Raw genomic sequence first — 16,387 nt, 5'->3', positions numbered from 1 at the left:
AAGGGTGTCGGGCAGGACTGACCCTCAGGCGTTTCCTTCTCTTGGCCGGTTCGCCTAGCGGGAAGCAACCAGGGCAACCGGCGTCTTGATCAGCGTCGAGGTCCTGCTGGCCTCGTCGCGCTTTTCGATGGTGACGACGCGAACCGTATTGCGGGTCGACGCGCTGTCATTGGTCCACTGGAGGCAGGCCTGCGAAACGGACGGCCACGTTTCCGAAGCGCACAGCGCATCAGTGGCGACGGTCAGCCGATCTGCCTTCTTGGTCGCCATCGCAGAGGTCGGCGCTGTAAATCCAGCGACCACGAACGCTCCAGCGAGGAATGTCAGCGACAGGAAAAGGGCGGTAGGCTTGGTGATCCGTTTCGTAAACATGACTTAATCTCCCGTGTTTCTCGTTGGCTCCGGTTTTTTCCCGTTGTCGTTATTGAACATACTGCGAGCGGTTTTGTTCCGTTGTGACGCGCGTCACCAAATGCACGCCTTTTGAAAAACCGACCTTTTTGGCCATTTGGACAGCCTCTCCCGCGCGCGGACGCGAGCCCGCGTGGTTCAAGCCATCAATGTTCAGTGTGTGTTGCGCCGGTGCTGCCGGCGGATCCGTCTGCTGCCTAGCCGGAGATTGGCGCGGCGCGGCGGATCAGGGTCGAATGGTTGCGAGCCGGGTCGCGTTCTTCAACGGTGATGAAGATCACCTTGCCGCCCGTTGACCCGGTGACGAGCACGGCGGGCTGGCTGGTCGGCTGCTGCGAAATTTCGAGGCGGTCGGCCTTGGCGAGAACCATCGTCGGCTGCACGTCACCGGCAAAGGCCAGCGTGGCTGCCGTCGAAGCGGCGGTCAGAGCGGCAATCGCCGCGATGCGCATTCCCGGGAACTTCTTCATACCCATTCCCCCTGTTTCGACGTTTTCCGTCGTGAAACGCCCCGTTTTTCGCGCCGGGCAGTGCGCCGGCTTGATGAGTTCACTATGCGGGGGGGACGTTGAAAAAGGTCCTAAAAGCCTGCGGTTTTCCTCAAATTCGAGCGGCTTTTTCGTGGCAGCGTTTCCGGCGATTGAACGAGAACGATAAAATTTTCGACAATCGGGATGTCGCTACGGGATGCCGGGCGCCGGTCTCTTGTCCGTCTGGCCGCCGAAACGAATTGGCAGACAATCATTTACCGAACGGCATGCGCATCTGCGTTGCGGCGATATTTTCCAGGCCGAGGGATTTTCCTCGCGCGCCGCTTCGATTAGACCTTGGCGAACGAATTCCCGCAGGGCTTGCAAGGAAACCCCATGGCGCACACCGCTTTGTTCACCGGATCGTTCGATCCGTTTACCAATGGGCACCTCGATGTGCTTGCCCAGGCGCTTGATGTCGCCGACACGGTTGTCGTGGCAATTGGCGTTCATCCCGGCAAGACGCCGATCTTTTTGCCGGAAGAGCGCGCTGCAATGATCATGGAGGCGGCTGACGCGCTCGGTGCGGCGGCTCGGGTATCGGCTGTGACCTTCGACGGACTCGCGGTCGATGCCGCGCGCGACAATGGCGCGGCGATGATGATCCGGGGCTTACGCGACGGCACCGACCTCGACTACGAAATGCAGATGGCGGGCATGAATGCGGAAATGGCACCCGCGGTTCGCACTGTTTTCCTGCCGGCGTCATCGCCGGTTCGCCATATCACCGCCACGCTGGTGCGCCAGATCGCCAAGATGGGCGGCAATATCCGTCCTTTCGTGCCGGAAACGGTTGCCGAAAGGCTTGAAGCTCGCTTCGGCAAGGCCACTTGATCTCATGAGTGTCGACCGCGCGGGCGCGCCGGTGGTTTCTTCTGCCGGCAAAGTGGCGTAGAAGCGCGGTCAGCAAGCAAGTTTGACGACAGCGGCGCGGCGTGCGGCAGGGCCGAACGCGGGCGCCCGAAACCAGACGGGACCAATCCCATGAACATGACGAAGATGCGGACTGCGGTGCTGGCGGCTGTTGCGGCGATATTGATCATCGCGCTGTGGTTCATGACCGGCGGACCGCAGCAGGCGCCGGAGCGCAGCTCGGGTTTGCCGGGTGTGACGCCGGCGATGGCCGCGGATCTGGAAAACACGCTTTATCTCGAGACCAAGCATGGCCGCGTGGTGATCGCGCTGCGCCCGGACATCGCGCCGAACCATGTGGCGCGGATCAAGAAGCTGACGCGCGCGGGCTTTTATGACGGCATCGTCTTTCATCGCGTGATCGATGGCTTTATGGCGCAGACCGGCGATCCGACCGGCACTGGCATGGGCGGCTCCGACGAGCCGGACCTGAAGGCGGAGTTCTCGCGCGAGTCTTTCACGCGCGGCACGCTCGGGATGGCCCGCTCGCGCGATCCGGACAGCGCCAACTCGCAGTTCTTCATCTGCTTCGATGACGCCGTGTGGCTGAACGGCAAGTACACGATCTTCGGCCAGGTGGTCGAAGGCATGGACGCCGTCGACAAGATCAAGCGCGGCGAGCCGGTCGTCGACCCGGACAAGATCATCTCGCTGAAGGTCGCTGCCGACGTTCAGTGATTGTGGACAGGCCCTGCACGGGCTGTGGAAAACCTGTGAATACAGACTAACGAAAGGATCGGACCATTGGCCGATATCAAGGATCCCGAAAACACGCTCGTGATGGAAACCACGCAGGGCAAGATCGTCATCGAACTGCGCCCGGACCTGGCGCCGAACCATGTCGCGCGCATCAAGGAACTGGCGCGCGAGGGCTTTTATGACGGCATCGTCTTCCACCGCGTGATCGAGGGCTTCATGGCGCAGACCGGCTGCCCGCACGGCACCGGCACGGGCGGCTCGTCGAAGCCGGACCTTGCTGCGGAATTCTCCGCTGAGCCGCACAACCGCGGCACCTGCTCGATGGCGCGGTCTATGCAGCCGAACTCGGCCAACAGCCAGTTCTTCATCTGCTTCGATCGTGCGCCCTGGCTCGACAAGCAGTATTCGGTTTGGGGCCAGGTGATCGAAGGCATGGAAAATGTCGACAAGATCAAGCGCGGCGAGCCGGTCGTCGACCCGGACAAGATCGTCAGCCTGAAGGTCGCCGCCGACCTCGGCTGATCTGTCTGATTGCGAAATGCCCTTCCGGCCCGTTTGCGGCCGGGAGGGCTTTTTCTTCGGTGCCTGTTTCCATGCAACTCGACGCGTTCGATTTCCATCTGCCGGATGAAAACATCGCGCTACGGCCGGCGCGCCCGCGCGATACCGCGCGCATGCTCGTTGTGCGCCCGGGCGAAACCGAGGAACTCAGCGATCGCTCGGTGGGCGATCTGATCGATCTGTTGCAACCGGGTGATGTGCTCGTTTTCAACAACACGCGCGTGATCCCGGCGCAGCTTGAGGGCAAACGGATCGGGCGCGGCGATACGGCCCCGAAAATCGGTGTCACGCTGCACAAGCGCAAAGGCGACGACGTCTGGTCGGGTTTCACCAAGCCGGCGCGCAAGCTCGAGGTCGGCGACCGGGTGGCTTTCGCCGCCGACTGCACCTTCTGTTATGGCGGTGCTCTTATGGCGACCGTCGTCGCCAAGGGCGAGGGCGGCGAGGTGGACTACCGCTTCGACCGGGGCGGTGAGATGCTCGACATCGAACTGTCGCGCGTCGGGGTGATGCCGCTGCCGCCTTATATCGCGTCGAAGCGCAAGGTCGATCAGCACGACAAGCGCGACTACCAGACCGTCTATGCCGAACGCGAAGGGGCCGTGGCCGCACCAACGGCCGGTCTGCACTTCACCGAGGAGATGCTGGCGCGGCTTGAGGAAAAGGGCGTCGAGCGGCGCTTCGTGACGCTGCATGTGGGGGCGGGGACGTTCCTGCCGGTGAAGGTCGAGAATATTGCCGAACACCGCATGCATGCCGAATGGGGCGAGATCGATGCGGAAACGGCGCAAGCGCTGAACACGGCGCGGGCGCGCGGCGGGCGCATCGTCGCCGTCGGCACCACGTCGCTGCGGCTCCTGGAAAGCGCGGCCGACGAGGATGGCATCATCCATCCGTTCTGCGACGACACGGCGATCTTCATCACGCCGGGCTACAGGTTCCGCGCCGTCGACGTGTTGATGACCAATTTCCACCTGCCGAAATCGACGCTGTTCATGCTGGTGTCGGCCTTTTCCGGACTCGAAACCATGCAGCGCGCCTATGCGCACGCAATCGAGACCGGCTATCGCTTCTATTCCTATGGCGACGCGTCGCTGTTGTTTCCGGGACCGCAATCATGAGCGGACGCTTTGCCTTTTCGCTTCATGCCAGTGACGGGCAAGCCCGGCGCGGAACGATCACCACGCCGCATGGCGACGTCGCGACGCCGGCTTTCATGCCGGTCGGCACGCAGGCGACCGTGAAGGCGATGTACACCGACCAGGTGCGCGCACTTGGCTCCGATGTGGTTCTCGGCAATGTCTATCATTTGATGCTGCGGCCGGGCGCGGAACGGGTCGCGAAGCTCGGCGGTTTGCATCACTTCATGAACTGGCCGCACACGATCCTGACGGATTCCGGCGGGTTCCAGGTGATGTCTCTGGCCAAGCTCAGAAAGATGAGCGAGCGCGGCGTCGAGTTCCAGTCGCACCTCGACGGTTCGCGCCACATGCTGACGCCGGAACGCTCGATCGAGATCCAGAACCTGCTCGGCTCCGACATCCAGATGCAGCTCGACGAGTGCGTCGCGCTGCCGGCGGACGAGAAGGCCATCGAGGCGTCGATGAATTTGTCGCTGCGCTGGGCGGAACGCTCCCGCACGGCGTTCGAGACCTATGGCGGGCTTGCTGCGGGGCGCGGCCTCTACGGCATCGTGCAGGGCGGCGACGTGCCGCGTCTGCGGGTGGAATCGGCGCAACGGCTCGCGGAGATGGATTTCGAGGGCTATTCGATCGGCGGGCTGGCGGTCGGTGAGCCGCAGGACGTGATGCTGGCGATGCTCAACGTCACGGTGCCGGTACTGCCGGAAACCAAACCGCGCTATCTGATGGGTGTCGGCACACCGGAAGATATTCTGGAGTCGGTGGCGCGCGGCGTTGATATGTTCGACTGCGTGATGCCGACGCGAGCCGGGCGCCACGGGCTTGCCTATACACGGTTCGGCAAGGTCAACTTCCGCAATGCGCGGCACGCCGAGGACCCGCGGCCGCTCGACGAGGCAAGTGACTGCCCGGCGGCGCGGGACTACTCGCGCGCTTATCTGCACCATCTGGTCCGGACCAAGGAAACGCTCGGCGCGATGCTGCTGACCTGGAACAATCTCGCCTATTACCAGAGCCTGATGCGGACCCTGCGCGAAGCGATCGAAGCGGGGACGTTCGAGGAGACGCGGGCGCAGCTCAAGGAAGACTGGGCGCGCGGCGATATCGATCCGCTCTGAGCCGCTGCAAATCACATCTGCACCTGCCAACGAAAACGGCGCGCCGGTTTAAGCCGACGCGCCGTTTGTCATGATGGATGCCGCGAGGATCAGACTTCCTGACCTTCGACCTCGCGCAGGTGGAAGCCGGCGACCTTCCAGGCCTTGTCCGGCTGCTCTTCCATGAAATAGTACGCGACCCATTCGTTGCCCTTCGGGCCCTTGAGGTGGACCGTCTGGGTTGGGCCGGTATGCGCCTTCACCAGTTCGCCGAAGCTGAATGTCTCGGGGCGATAGATCGGCTGATAGGCCTTGCGCACGGCATCGAGATAGGCGTTGCCGGTGCGATATTTGTAGCGGATACGCGGCGCGGCATGGGCAAACGCCATGGCCGCATCGTCGGTCAGAAACGCGCCCAGCTGGCGAGTGATGGTGTCGCGGATCGCGTCCGCGTCCTTGCTGCTGAACTTCGGCAGGAAGCGATCTGTCACCACGCCAGCGAAGGCGACAAGAACCAAAATGACTCCCAAACCTGCAATCTTAATCGGGTCCATGGTCGTATCTCCGGTTCCCACGTTCATCAGGGCGAACGTAGAAATACTTATACCACGTTCGTCGAACATCAAGAAGACGGTTTGAGTAGCATTGTCGGGCGGGCGCGCATTGGCCAGCCGGCACGAGGCGGCGACGTTTCGCATCTGCGTTACGGAAAGAGGCGGTTGCAGTTCGTGATCGGATAAACCGGTGCGGAACAAGCCTGTTCTTTAGACGTGGCGAAATGTTGCATTGCGATACGTCAATAGGCGGATTGATGTCGTGATCAGATTAGGCATATAAGCCAATAACACGACCGAACGGTCGGTCAATAAATTGGAGATGCGCCATGACCGGGAAACCGGTGCGAATCACACGGCAGGATGGGATCGCCCTTATTGAAGTCGACAACCCGCCGGTGAATGCCCTGTCGCAAGCGGTGCGGGCAGGGCTGGTCGACGCGGCCAACGAGATGGCGGTCGACCCGGAGATCGTTGGCGGCGTGCTCCATTGCGGCGGACGAACCTTCATTGCCGGGGCCGATATCAACGAATTCGGCAAGCCGCCTATGGTGCCGTTCCTGCCCGATGTCATTGCCGCGTTCGAAAGTTGCGGCAAGCCGACGGTCGCCGCGATCCATGGAACCGCGCTCGGTGGCGGGCTCGAAATGGCGCTCGGCTGTTCCTGGCGGGTCATGGCGCCGACGGCGCAGGTCGGATTGCCGGAGGTCACGCTCGGCATTATTCCCGGCGCCGGCGGCACGCAGCGCCTGCCGCGCCTGATCGGAATCATCGCGGCACTCGAAATCATCGCGTCGGGTCGGCGCATGAAGGCTTCGGAGGCGGTCGAAACCGGTGTGGCTGATGCTGTCGTCGACGGCGATCTGGTCGAAGGTGCCGTTGCTTTCCTTCGTGAACGGATCGCTGCCGGTGAAAAGCCTCTTCCGCTGTCGGCGCGTGCGGTCCCGGCGGAAGATGCCGAGGCGATCGAAAATGCGGCGAACAAGATCCGCGCGCGCGCGCGCGGCCAGCTTTCCCCGGCGAAGGCGGTTGAGTCGGTGCTCAACGCCGCCGCGATGCCGTTTGCGGATGCCATGGCGATCGAGCGCGCGGCGTTTCTGGAGCTTCTTGGAACCGATCAGGCGAAGGCATTGCGGCACGTCTTTTTCGGCGAGCGGCGGGTTGCCAAGGTTCCCGGTCAGCAGGATGTCGTCGGGCACACCGTTTCGCGGGTCGGAGTCGTCGGTGCCGGGACGATGGGCTCCGGCATCGCGGTTGCAGCCGTTGAGGCCGGCTTCGACGTTACGGTCGTGGAAACCAGCGAGGACGCGGCCGCGCGTGGTCGCGAGCGCATCGAGGGGATCTTCGATGGGCTCGTCAAACGCGGGCGGCTCGGTACCGATGGCAAGGCCGAACGCATGGCTCGGATTGCCGTTGAGGTTGGCCACGAGGCGCTCGGCGACGCAGATATGGTGATTGAAGCCGTGTTCGAGGACATGGCCGTCAAGAAGGAGTTGGTTGTCGCGCTCGACCGGGTGGTGAAGCCAGGCACCGTGATCGCAACGAACACGTCCTACCTCGATATCAATGAAATCGCGCGGGTTTCGGCGCATCCCGAAAATATATGCGGCATGCATTTCTTTTCGCCCGCGAATGTCATGAAACTGCTCGAAGTGGTGGGGGGCGAGGCGACCAGCGACGATACGTTGCTGACGGCGCTCGTGGTCGGCCGCAAGATGAAGAAGGTCGCCGTCGTCGCAGGCGTTTGCGACGGCTTCATCGGCAACCGCATCTGGGCGGCGTGGCGGCGGCAGGCCGAATTCCTGCTCGAGGACGGCGCGTTGCCGCAGGATATCGATGCGGCGATAACTGCGTTCGGGTTCCCGATGGGGCCGTTCGCGGTCTACGACCTGTCCGGTCTCGATATCGCATGGGCGCAGCGCAAGCGTCTCGCGCCGACGCGCGACCCGCGGGCGCGCTATGTCGGCGTTCCCGACACGCTGTGCGAGGCGGGGCGGCTGGGCCGCAAGTCCGGCGCCGGCTGGTACGACTATTCGTCCGGCAAGGCGGCGCCCGACCGGATCGTGACGTCTTTGATCGAGGCTGCCCGTGCCGAAAAAGGCATAGCGCCGAGAAACTTCACGGCGGAGGAGATCCAGGCGCGCATGCGCGCGACCATGGTCAATGAGGGGGCGAAGATCCTTGAAGAAGGGATCGCGATGAGAACGCTCGACGTCGACATGGTCATGATCCACGGCTACGGCTATCCGGCGTGGCGTGGCGGACCGATGTTCGAGGCCGATCTTGTCGGGTTGCCGAGCATTCTCGCCGAAGTGGAGGAGATGTGCGCGGCTGGTGGCTTCGGCTGGAAGCCGGCGCCGCTGCTGGTCGAGCTTGCGACATCGGGGAAGAGTTTCACCGACTGGTCGAAGGAGCGCGGCTGATCCCGCTTGTGGCGGCCGTGGTCGCCGGTCTCGCGCTCAGACCTTGTAGTAGTCGCGATACCAGGCAACGAAAGCCGCAACGCCGTCCTTGACCGATGTCGACGGGCGGAACGCGATGGTTTGCTCGAGATCGCTGGTATCGGCCCAGGTTGCGGCGACGTCGCCCGGCTGCATCGGCATGAAGTTGCGGATCGCCTCAATGCCGAGAGCTTCCTCCAGCGCCTCGATATAAGCCATCAGATCGACAGGGGCCGAATTGCCGATGTTGAAGATGCGGTAGGGCGCGGTGCCGCTCGACGCCGGGTCCGGCGTATCGCCGTTCCAGTCAGGGTTCGCGCTCGGTGTCTTGTCGCACAGCCGCACGACGGATTCGGCGATGTCGTCGATATAGGTGAAGTCGCGCTTCATGCGGCCGTGGTTGTAGATGTCGATCGGCTCGCCGGCGAGCATCGCCTTGGTGAACTTGAACAGCGCCATGTCCGGGCGGCCCCAGGGACCATAGACGGTGAAGAAGCGCAGACCCGTCGCCGGCACGCCGAACAGGTGGCCGTAGCAATGGGCCATCAGCTCGTTGGCGCGCTTGGTCGCGGCATAGAGCGATACCGGATGGCCAACCGGGCCATGCTCGGAGAACGGCATCGCGGTGTTGAGGCCATAGACCGACGAGGTCGAGGCAAAGACCAGATGCTCGACCGGGTGATGGCGGCACGCTTCGAGCAGCGCCAGGAAGCCGGTGACGTTGCTGTCGACATAGTCGAACGGTGCGTCGAGGCTGTGGCGGACGCCGGCCTGGGCGGCGAGGTTGATCACCACGTCAGGCTTGTGATCGGCGAACAGCGCCATGACGCCGTCGCGATCTTCAAGCGCCATGCGGGCTTCGGTGAAACCGTCGCGGGCGGCGAGACGCGCGAGGCGGGCCTCCTTAAGTGCCGGATCGTAATAGGCGTTGACGCAGTCGAGACCGACGACGCGATGGCCCGCATCGAGAAGGCGTCCGGCGACGTGGCTGCCGATAAAACCGGCCGATCCGGTCACCAGATAAGTTTTCGTCATCGCCGTCTCTCTGTCGTTGCGATCGCAAAGGCGCGTGCCGCGCGTAAACGTTCGGCGCCGGCGACGCCCAAGACGTTGCCGGCGCGGTTATGCCCGATTGGCGCCAGGCTTATTGCTCGTCGAGGATCTTCTGCAGTCCCGGCATGAATTTCGGCGCGATGTCTTCACGCGACAGGGCGTAGGCGACGTTGGCCAGAAGGAAGCCGGTCTTGGAACCGCAGTCGTAGGTCTTGCCTTCGAAATGCACGCCCGTGAACGGATCCTTCTTCATCAGCTCGAGCATGGCGTCGGTCAGCTGGATCTCACCGCCGGCGCCCGTGTCCTGTGCTTCGAGGATCGGGAAGATCTCCGGTTGCAGGATGTAGCGACCGGTGATGATGAGGTTCGACGGGGCGGTGCCCGGGGCCGGCTTTTCGACCATGTTGGTCACCGGGAAGACGCGTTCGCTGCCCGTGCGCTTGGCGTCGACCACACCGTACTGGAAGGTCAGATCTTCCGGCACTTCCTCGACCGCGATGATGTTGCCGCCGGTCTTTTCATAGGCGTCGATCATCTGCGCCAGGCAACCGCGTTCGGCCTTGACGAGGACGTCGGGCAGCAGCACCGCGAACGGCTCGTCACCGATAATGTCGTGGGCGCACCAGACCGCATGGCCGAGGCCGAGCGGCGATTGCTGGCGGGTGAAGCTGGTGCGGCCGGCGCTCGGCAGGAAGGTCTTCAGCAGTTCCAGCGCATCCGTCTTGCCGCGTTCCGTCAGCGTGTCCTGCAATTCATAGGAGATGTCGAAATGGTCGGCGATGACACTCTTGTTGCGGCCGGTGACGAAGACGATGTGTTCAATACCGGCTTCCAGCGCCTCGTCGACCACGTACTGGATGATCGGCCGGTCGACGACCGTCAGCATTTCCTTCGGCATGGCTTTGGTCGCCGGTAGGAAACGCGTCCCAAGGCCGGCAACGGGGAGAACGGCTTTGCGGATTTTCTTTGCCATCGTGGAGACCTCTAGAGATGCTTGTGCGGCGAAGTGGGTGTGCAGCCGGGATTAAACGACACGATGAGGCCTTTTTGCGGCCAAATCGGGTCAATAAATGCGGTTCTTGGCGGTAACGCATTTGCGAAAATACCGCAATCGGGCAATTACACTCCCTTCAGCGACAATGCCGCGATTCGTAAGGATGCGGTTAGGGTCGTTCCTTTATACATGACGATCGAGACGACCAATTTCAGGTGACCAAAATGACTGTACTTGTGACGGGTGGGGCCGGCTATATCGGTAGCCACATGGTGTGGACGCTTGTCGATGCCGGTGAATCAGTGGTGGTTCTGGACGATCTGTCGACCGGGTTCAAATGGGCAATCGCGCCGGAGGCCGAACTCGTGGTCGGCGATATTGCCGATGAAGCATTGCTCGACGATCTGATGACGACGCGCGGCATCGATGCAGTGGTGCACTTCGCGGGCTCGATCATCGTGCCGGAGTCGGTGACGGACCCGCTCAAATACTATCTCAACAACACCGCCAAATCGCGCACCCTCATCGAGGCCTGCGTGCGCAATGGGGTGAAGAATTTCATCTTCTCGTCGACGGCCGCCGTTTATGGCGAGCCGGGCAGCGACCCTGTCAGCGAGGATGCGCGGTTCGCACCGCTGTCGCCGTATGGCACCTCCAAGATGATGACGGAAATGATGCTCGCCGATGTCGCGGCCGCGCACGACTTCCGTTACACGGCGTTGCGCTATTTCAACGTGGCCGGCGCCGACCCGCAGGGCCGCACCGGCCAGTCGACGGCCAATGCGACGCATCTCATCAAGGTTGCCTGCGAGGCTGCACTCGGAAAGCGGCCTCATATGTCGGTCTTCGGCACCGACTACGAGACGCCGGACGGCACCGGCGTGCGCGACTACATCCATGTGAGCGACCTCGTCGAAGCGCATCGGCTGGCGCTGGTGCGGTTGCGCGAGACCGAGCAGAGCGCGGTGATGAACTGTGGCTACGGCAAGGGGTTCTCGGTGCTGCAGGTGATCGGCGCGGTGAAGCGTGTGTCGGGCATTGATTTCGCGGTCCAGATGGGGCCACGGCGCGCGGGCGACTCGCCGCAGGTGGTGGCGCGTGCCGACAAGATCCGCGACGTTCTCGGCTGGCAGCCGGCGCATGACGATCTCGAGGAGATCGTGCTGCACGCTCTGACCTGGGAAAAGAATCTCGCCACGCGCAACGACCGCTAGGTCGGCCGCGGACGGTTCGCCGTTCGGGCAATGGCACTTCGAGAATGGGCGGTGTCCTCGATGCCGCCCATTTCTTTTTTGTCGATGTTACTTGGAATGAGGGTTGAGACAACAGGTCGCTTTACATTCGAATATTAAATTCTGCTTATTTTTGAATACATTACTGAATATGCTTTAGGGGAAAAGTCAGCCGGGTTGCTTGCGCTGCGGTGCATCATGGGGTACATGCGGCGCTGAGAAAACAAAGACTACAGGTGTCCGGTGCTCAACGATTCCTTTCTGCAGCAGCTTGTCGATATCACGCTCGAAGCCGGCGCGGTGATCATGGAAATCTACAAGACGGATTTCGACGTGGCGCACAAGGCGGACCGCTCACCGGTGACGGAGGCGGATGAACGTGCCGAAGCCCTGATCCTGGAGCGTCTGAAAGTGATTGCGCCGGATATTCCGGTGATTGCCGAGGAGTCGGTTGCTGCGGGGCGGGTGCCGGAGATCGGCGACAGGTTCTTCCTCGTCGATCCGCTTGATGGCACCAAGGAATTCCTCAATCGCAACGGTGACTTCACGGTCAACATCGCGCTCGTCGAGGGTGGCGTGCCGCGCACCGGTGTGGTCTACGCGCCGGCGAAGAATGATGTTTACGCCGCGTCGCCCGAAGCGGGTGCGGTTCGCGGCAGTGTCGACACCGAGGGCAAGGTCGCGTTTTCGCCGATTTCGGTGCGGCAGGTGCCGGAAGACGGCATGGTCGTCGTCGCCAGCCGGTCGCACATGACGGACGAGACGAAGGAATTCGTCGAGAAGTTCAAGGTCGCCGACCTCGTCTCCGCCGGCTCGTCGATGAAGTTCTGCCGTGTCGCCGCCGGCGATGCCGATCTCTATCCGCGCCTTGGCCGCACCATGGAATGGGACACCGCAGCGGGCGATGCCGTGCTGCGCGGTGCGGGTGGCAAGGTGCTGGCGATGGACGGAAAGCCGCTTGCGTACGGCAAGCGCAATCAGGCCGACGATACGGATTTTGCCAATTCCTGGTTTGTAGCCGCCGGACCGGTCGATCCTTTCGCAGGATAGGCGGCAACAGCCGCAACGACGCGGGACCGGCGCTTCATACCTTCGCCGTGACCGGGCCTCAGGTTGCGGGCAAATGCATGGTTGCCGATTTGGCGTGCTGGCCGACCCGGGCCGGGGCGGAGCTTGTCTGATGGCGGGCGAACTCGAACTGACGCGATCGCGATGCGTTTAAGGGACCGGATTTTCAAATTGCTGCCCGGCCGCATTTTGCAGCGGAAAACGGGCAATGACGGAACGAGAAAGGAAGCGACAGTGAAGCTGTTGGTTTGCGGTGGTTTCGGAAACGGAAAAACGACGCTTGCCGAGCGTCTGATTGCGGGCGGTGCGGACGACGCGCCGAAAAGCGACGATACGCACCGTGAGACGGTGGAAGTGACGTACAAGCCGTTTCGGCTGAAGACGCGCGACTATCTGATCGTCGACGCGCCGGGTCATGACCGGTTCACCCAGACGCTGACGACGGGAGCCGCCGGGTCTGACATCGCGGTGCTCTTGGTCGACGTCAATTCCGGTGTGACGGTTCAGACCAAGCGCCATGCGCTGATCGCCTCGCTGCTCGGCATTCCGCATGTCATTCTGGCCGTCAACAAGATGGACACGGTCGACTACAGCAAGCGTGCCTTCAACGATGTGGTGAAGAGCTTCGAGCGTTTCGCCGACACGTTCGACTTTTCCTCGATCAATGCGGTGCCGATTTCGGCGCTGGCGGGCGAAAACGTCGTCGAGCGCAGCACGAACATGGCCTGGTACGAAGGGCCGCTGCTGGTCGATTATCTCGAAGCCGCGGAGCTCGAGCACGATCCGGCGACCCGTCCGCTGCGCATTGCCGTTGCAAACGAGAAGGGCGGCGCGAGCCGCGTGTTCTCCGGCACGGTGGCGAGCGGTGTGGCGCGTCCGGGCGATTCGATCGTCGTGTCCGTGCCGGCACGCACCGCCAAGGTGGCCAGCATCAAGCTCGGCGAAGGTGACGGCTCGGAAGCACGCCCGGGACAGTCGGTGACCATCGAACTCGACGAAGAGGTCGAGACCGATGACGGCGATCTGATCGCAGCGGTCGACAACCGGCCGGAAGTTTCCGACCAGTTCGCCGCGCATGTGATCTGGACGTCGGGCAACGACCTGTTCCCGGGTCGTACCTATGATCTCGCCATCGGCAACCGCAAGGTCGGTGCGACCGTCACCGAGATCAAGCACAAGATCGACATCGAAACCTTCGAGCACCTTGCGGCCAAGACCCTTGAGGTCAACGATATCGGCTTCTGCAATATCGCGGTTTCCAAGCCGGTGGCGTTCGATCCGTTCGAAAGCAATCGGGAAACCGGTTCGTTCGTGCTGGTCGACCACGAGACCGGCGCGCCGGTCGCCATGGGCCTGATCTGGTTCGGCCTGCGCCGTGCGACCAACATTCACTGGCAGGCGCTCGATGTGAACAAGTCGGCGCGCAGCTCGCTGAAGGGTCAGAAGTCGGCGGTATTGTGGTTCACCGGGCTTTCCGGTTCGGGCAAGTCGACTGTCGCCAACATGGTCGAAAAGAAGCTGCACGCCGAAGGCCGCCACACCTACACGCTCGACGGCGACAATGTCCGCCACGGCCTCAACAAGGATCTCGGCTTCACCGACGCGGACCGGGTGGAGAACATCCGCCGCGTCGCTGAGGTGTCGCGCCTGTTCGCCGATGCGGGCGAGATCGTGCTGGTCTCGTTCATCTCGCCGTTCCGCTCCGAGCGCCGGCTGGCTCGCGACCTGATGGAAGACGGCGAGTTCATCGAAGTGTTCGTCGACACGCCGATCGAGGTCTGCAAGCAGCGCGACCCGAAGGGCCTCTACAAGAAGGCCGAGGATGGTCTGATCAAGAACTTCACCGGCATCGACTCGCCCTATGAGGCGCCGGAGAGCGCGGAGATCGTGCTCGATACCACCAAGGGTTCGCCGGAAGTGATGGCCGATATCCTGATCGCCGAGTTGCGTCAGCGCGGCGTCATCGCTTGACCGTCGGCCATACGGTATAAATAAGAAAACGGCCCTCTCGCGAGGGCCGTTTTTGTTTGTGCCGGCAGTTCGACGTTCGGGATCAATGCCAGGCGTCGGGCATCGAGTCCTTCTTGCGGGCGACGAAATCCTTCAGAGCCTCGTCGGTGGCAGAATCAATCGCCGGGGCTTCGTAGTCCGCCAGCATCTTCTTCCATTTCGCATTGGCGCGGACGACCGCATCGCGCGAGCCGGCATCCTGCCATTGCTCGAAGCTGTCATTGTCGGCAATCGCGGAATCGTAGAAGGCGGTTTCGTAGTTCGCCATGGTGTGGGCGCAGCCGAGGAAGTGGTTGCCCGGTCCGACCTCGCGATAGGCGTCCATGGCAAAGCCGTTGTCATCGAGCGTTAGGCCGTTGAGGAAAGTCGCCATCATGCCGAGGTGGTCGGCGTCGATGATGAACTTCTCGTAGCTCATGACGAGGCCACCCTCAAGCCAGCCGGCCGCGTGCAGCATGAAATTCACGCCAGCCTGCAGTGCGGGCATCAGGGAGTCCGCGCTCTCCTGTGCGGCCTGCGCGTCCGGCACCTTCGAGGAGGTGAGCGAACCGCCGCAGCGCAACGGTACGCCGAGCCGGCGGGCAAGCTGGCCGACCGCGAGGTAGTAGAGCGCGGGCTCGGGCATGCCCATGGTCGGGGCGCCGGTCTTCAGCGACAGTGAGGTGAAGAAGTTGCCGTAGATCACCGGGGCGCCCGGGCGTACGAGCTGGGTCAGCGCGATACCGGCCAGCGCCTCCGCGTGGGTCTGGGCGAGCGATGCCGGAATCGTCACCGGACCCATGGCGCCGGACAGGATAAACGGGCTGACGATGCAGGCCTGGTTGGCGGCGGCGTAGACCTTGAGGGCGCCGAGCATCGTCGCATCGTAGACCAGCGGCGAATTGGCGTTGATCAGAGAAACGGTCACGCAGTTGTTGTCGACGAAGTCGTCGCCAAACAGGATCTTCGACATGGCGACGGTGTCTTCGGCGCGCTCCGGCGCGGTCACCGAGCCCATGAAGGGTTTGTCGCTGTAGCGCATATGGGCGTAGATCATGTCCAGATGGCGCTTGTTGACCGGGATGTCGACCGGCTCGCAAACGGTGCCGCCCGAATGGTGCAGCCACGGCGAGGCATAGGCCAGTTTGACGAAGTTCTCGAAATCCGCGATCGAGCCGTAACGGCGGCCGCCTTCCAGATCGCTGACGAAGGGCGGGCCGTAGGCGGGCGCAAGCACCGCGTTCTTGCCGCCGATCTCGACCGTGCGGGCCGGGTTGCGGGCGTGCTGGGTGAAGGTCTTCGGCACGGTTGCCTGGATCAGCGGGCGCAGCATGTCGCGCGGGAAACGAACCCGCTCGCCCTCGACTGACGCACCGGCTTCCTTGAACAGGCGGATCGCTTCGGGATCGCCGCGGAACTCAATACCGATTTCTTCGAGGATCTGGTCGGCGTGGCGCTCGATCAGGTCGAGGGACTCCTCGTCGAGGATATCGTAGTACGGGATCCGCCGTGTGATGTAGGCGGGCGCCTTGCCGGCCGTTGCCGCCCGGCGCGATGCGCGCGCTTCACGTCCGCCGCCGCGCGATCGCCGGCCTCTCTCAGGGGTGGTTTCGTCGGCCATGGCCGTTCTCCTCGTGCTCAAAAGCGTTCTGCTTTTCTGGCAAACTGCCGAACGCTTTTTCCCTCTGTTTTTGCGCGAATTCC

The 16,387-nt window shown here is 62.8% G+C and carries 15 protein-coding genes; 9 read left to right on the top strand and 6 right to left on the bottom strand.

Features of this window, described 5'->3' with window-relative positions; all coding sequences use genetic code 11:
• Positions 1-54 precede the first annotated feature (54 nt).
• Together C0606_03670 and C0606_03665 are read right to left on the bottom strand one after the other, a co-directional pair.
• Positions 55-372, bottom strand: a complete 318-nt coding sequence (locus C0606_03670) for a hypothetical protein (protein PLX39604.1) — start codon at positions 370-372, stop codon at positions 55-57.
• 236 nt (positions 373-608) lie between these two features.
• Positions 609-887: a hypothetical protein gene (locus C0606_03665; GenBank protein ID PLX39603.1), complete on the bottom strand. Its 279-nt coding sequence runs from the start codon at positions 885-887 to the stop codon at positions 609-611.
• 390 nt (positions 888-1,277) lie between these two features.
• Between C0606_03665 and C0606_03660 the strand changes: the two genes are divergently transcribed.
• The 5 genes from C0606_03660 (at position 1,278) to C0606_03640 (ending at position 5,373) form a co-directional block, all read left to right on the top strand.
• Positions 1,278-1,775 carry a pantetheine-phosphate adenylyltransferase gene (locus tag C0606_03660; GenBank protein ID PLX39602.1) on the top strand — a complete coding sequence of 166 codons (498 nt, stop codon included), beginning with the start codon at positions 1,278-1,280 and terminating at the stop codon, positions 1,773-1,775.
• 285 nt (positions 1,776-2,060) lie between these two features.
• Positions 2,061-2,531, top strand: coding sequence for a peptidylprolyl isomerase (locus C0606_03655; GenBank protein ID PLX39697.1), 471 nt, complete (start codon positions 2,061-2,063; stop codon positions 2,529-2,531).
• A gap of 66 nt (positions 2,532-2,597) precedes the next feature.
• The gene (locus C0606_03650; protein ID PLX39601.1) at positions 2,598-3,074 is read left to right on the top strand and encodes a peptidylprolyl isomerase; all 477 of its coding nucleotides are present in this window, start codon (positions 2,598-2,600) and stop codon (positions 3,072-3,074) included.
• A 71-nt stretch (positions 3,075-3,145) separates the two neighbouring features.
• Positions 3,146-4,234 carry a tRNA preQ1(34) S-adenosylmethionine ribosyltransferase-isomerase QueA gene (locus C0606_03645; GenBank protein PLX39600.1) on the top strand — a complete coding sequence of 363 codons (1,089 nt, stop codon included), beginning with the start codon at positions 3,146-3,148 and terminating at the stop codon, positions 4,232-4,234.
• Positions 4,231-5,373, top strand: a complete 1,143-nt coding sequence (locus C0606_03640; GenBank protein ID PLX39599.1) for a tRNA guanosine(34) transglycosylase Tgt — start codon at positions 4,231-4,233, stop codon at positions 5,371-5,373. Before C0606_03645 ends, C0606_03640 begins: the two co-directional genes overlap by 4 nt.
• Before the next feature lie 89 nt (positions 5,374-5,462).
• Here C0606_03640 and C0606_03635 read toward each other — a convergent pair whose 3' ends face one another.
• Positions 5,463-6,050, bottom strand: coding sequence for a hypothetical protein (locus tag C0606_03635; GenBank protein PLX39598.1), 588 nt, complete (start codon positions 6,048-6,050; stop codon positions 5,463-5,465).
• Positions 6,051-6,235: 185 nt separating this feature from the next.
• On the opposite strand from C0606_03635, the gene C0606_03630 reads away from it, so the two are divergent.
• Positions 6,236-8,329 (top strand): 3-hydroxyacyl-CoA dehydrogenase, encoded by a 2,094-nt coding sequence (locus C0606_03630; GenBank protein PLX39597.1) that lies wholly within the window; start codon positions 6,236-6,238, stop codon positions 8,327-8,329.
• Positions 8,330-8,365: 36 nt separating this feature from the next.
• Here C0606_03630 and C0606_03625 read toward each other — a convergent pair whose 3' ends face one another.
• Together C0606_03625 and galU are read right to left on the bottom strand one after the other, a co-directional pair.
• A complete protein-coding gene (locus C0606_03625) occupies positions 8,366-9,382 on the bottom strand; it encodes a capsular biosynthesis protein CpsI (GenBank protein ID PLX39596.1) in 1,017 nt (338 codons plus the stop codon).
• A gap of 109 nt (positions 9,383-9,491) precedes the next feature.
• Positions 9,492-10,373, bottom strand: coding sequence for a UTP--glucose-1-phosphate uridylyltransferase (gene galU / locus C0606_03620; protein PLX39595.1), 882 nt, complete (start codon positions 10,371-10,373; stop codon positions 9,492-9,494).
• 245 nt (positions 10,374-10,618) lie between these two features.
• On the opposite strand from galU, the gene galE reads away from it, so the two are divergent.
• The 3 genes from galE (at position 10,619) to cysC (ending at position 14,665) form a co-directional block, all read left to right on the top strand.
• Positions 10,619-11,608 carry a UDP-glucose 4-epimerase GalE gene (galE, locus tag C0606_03615; protein ID PLX39594.1) on the top strand — a complete coding sequence of 330 codons (990 nt, stop codon included), beginning with the start codon at positions 10,619-10,621 and terminating at the stop codon, positions 11,606-11,608.
• Between the two features lie 279 nt (positions 11,609-11,887).
• Complete coding sequence (gene cysQ / locus C0606_03610) at positions 11,888-12,676, top strand: 3'(2'),5'-bisphosphate nucleotidase (GenBank protein ID PLX39696.1); 789 nt, start codon at positions 11,888-11,890, stop codon at positions 12,674-12,676.
• A gap of 162 nt (positions 12,677-12,838) precedes the next feature.
• Positions 12,839-14,665, top strand: a complete 1,827-nt coding sequence (gene cysC, locus C0606_03605; protein ID PLX39593.1) for an adenylyl-sulfate kinase — start codon at positions 12,839-12,841, stop codon at positions 14,663-14,665.
• 82 nt (positions 14,666-14,747) lie between these two features.
• Here cysC and C0606_03600 read toward each other — a convergent pair whose 3' ends face one another.
• Positions 14,748-16,304: a trimethylamine methyltransferase gene (locus tag C0606_03600; GenBank protein ID PLX39592.1), complete on the bottom strand. Its 1,557-nt coding sequence runs from the start codon at positions 16,302-16,304 to the stop codon at positions 14,748-14,750.
• Positions 16,305-16,387: the final 83 nt, after the last annotated feature.

Source organism: Hyphomicrobiales bacterium (genome assembly GCA_002869065.1).
Taxonomy (GTDB): domain Bacteria; phylum Pseudomonadota; class Alphaproteobacteria; order Rhizobiales; family Rhodobiaceae; genus Rhodobium.
This window is presented reverse-complemented; position numbering and strand designations above follow the sequence as displayed.

Excerpts from the sequence above, each read along its gene's own strand:
- galU (PLX39595.1), bottom strand. The coding sequence starts at position 10,373 with ATGGCAAAGAAAATCCGCAAAGCCGTTCTCCCCGTTGCCGGCCTTGGG.
- C0606_03625 (PLX39596.1), bottom strand. The coding sequence starts at position 9,382 with ATGACGAAAACTTATCTGGTGACCGGATCGGCCGGTTTTATCGGCAGC.
- C0606_03655 (PLX39697.1), top strand. The coding sequence starts at position 2,061 with ATGGCCGCGGATCTGGAAAACACGCTTTATCTCGAGACCAAGCATGGC.
- C0606_03630 (PLX39597.1), top strand. The coding sequence starts at position 6,236 with ATGACCGGGAAACCGGTGCGAATCACACGGCAGGATGGGATCGCCCTT.
- cysC (PLX39593.1), top strand. The coding sequence starts at position 12,839 with ATGCGTTTAAGGGACCGGATTTTCAAATTGCTGCCCGGCCGCATTTTG.
- C0606_03645 (PLX39600.1), top strand. The coding sequence starts at position 3,146 with ATGCAACTCGACGCGTTCGATTTCCATCTGCCGGATGAAAACATCGCG.
- C0606_03635 (PLX39598.1), bottom strand. The coding sequence starts at position 6,050 with ATGCGAAACGTCGCCGCCTCGTGCCGGCTGGCCAATGCGCGCCCGCCC.
- galE (PLX39594.1), top strand. The coding sequence starts at position 10,619 with ATGACTGTACTTGTGACGGGTGGGGCCGGCTATATCGGTAGCCACATG.
- C0606_03665 (PLX39603.1), bottom strand. The coding sequence starts at position 887 with ATGGGTATGAAGAAGTTCCCGGGAATGCGCATCGCGGCGATTGCCGCT.
- C0606_03640 (PLX39599.1), top strand. The coding sequence starts at position 4,231 with ATGAGCGGACGCTTTGCCTTTTCGCTTCATGCCAGTGACGGGCAAGCC.
- C0606_03600 (PLX39592.1), bottom strand. The coding sequence starts at position 16,304 with ATGGCCGACGAAACCACCCCTGAGAGAGGCCGGCGATCGCGCGGCGGC.
- C0606_03670 (PLX39604.1), bottom strand. The coding sequence starts at position 372 with ATGTTTACGAAACGGATCACCAAGCCTACCGCCCTTTTCCTGTCGCTG.
- C0606_03660 (PLX39602.1), top strand. The coding sequence starts at position 1,278 with ATGGCGCACACCGCTTTGTTCACCGGATCGTTCGATCCGTTTACCAAT.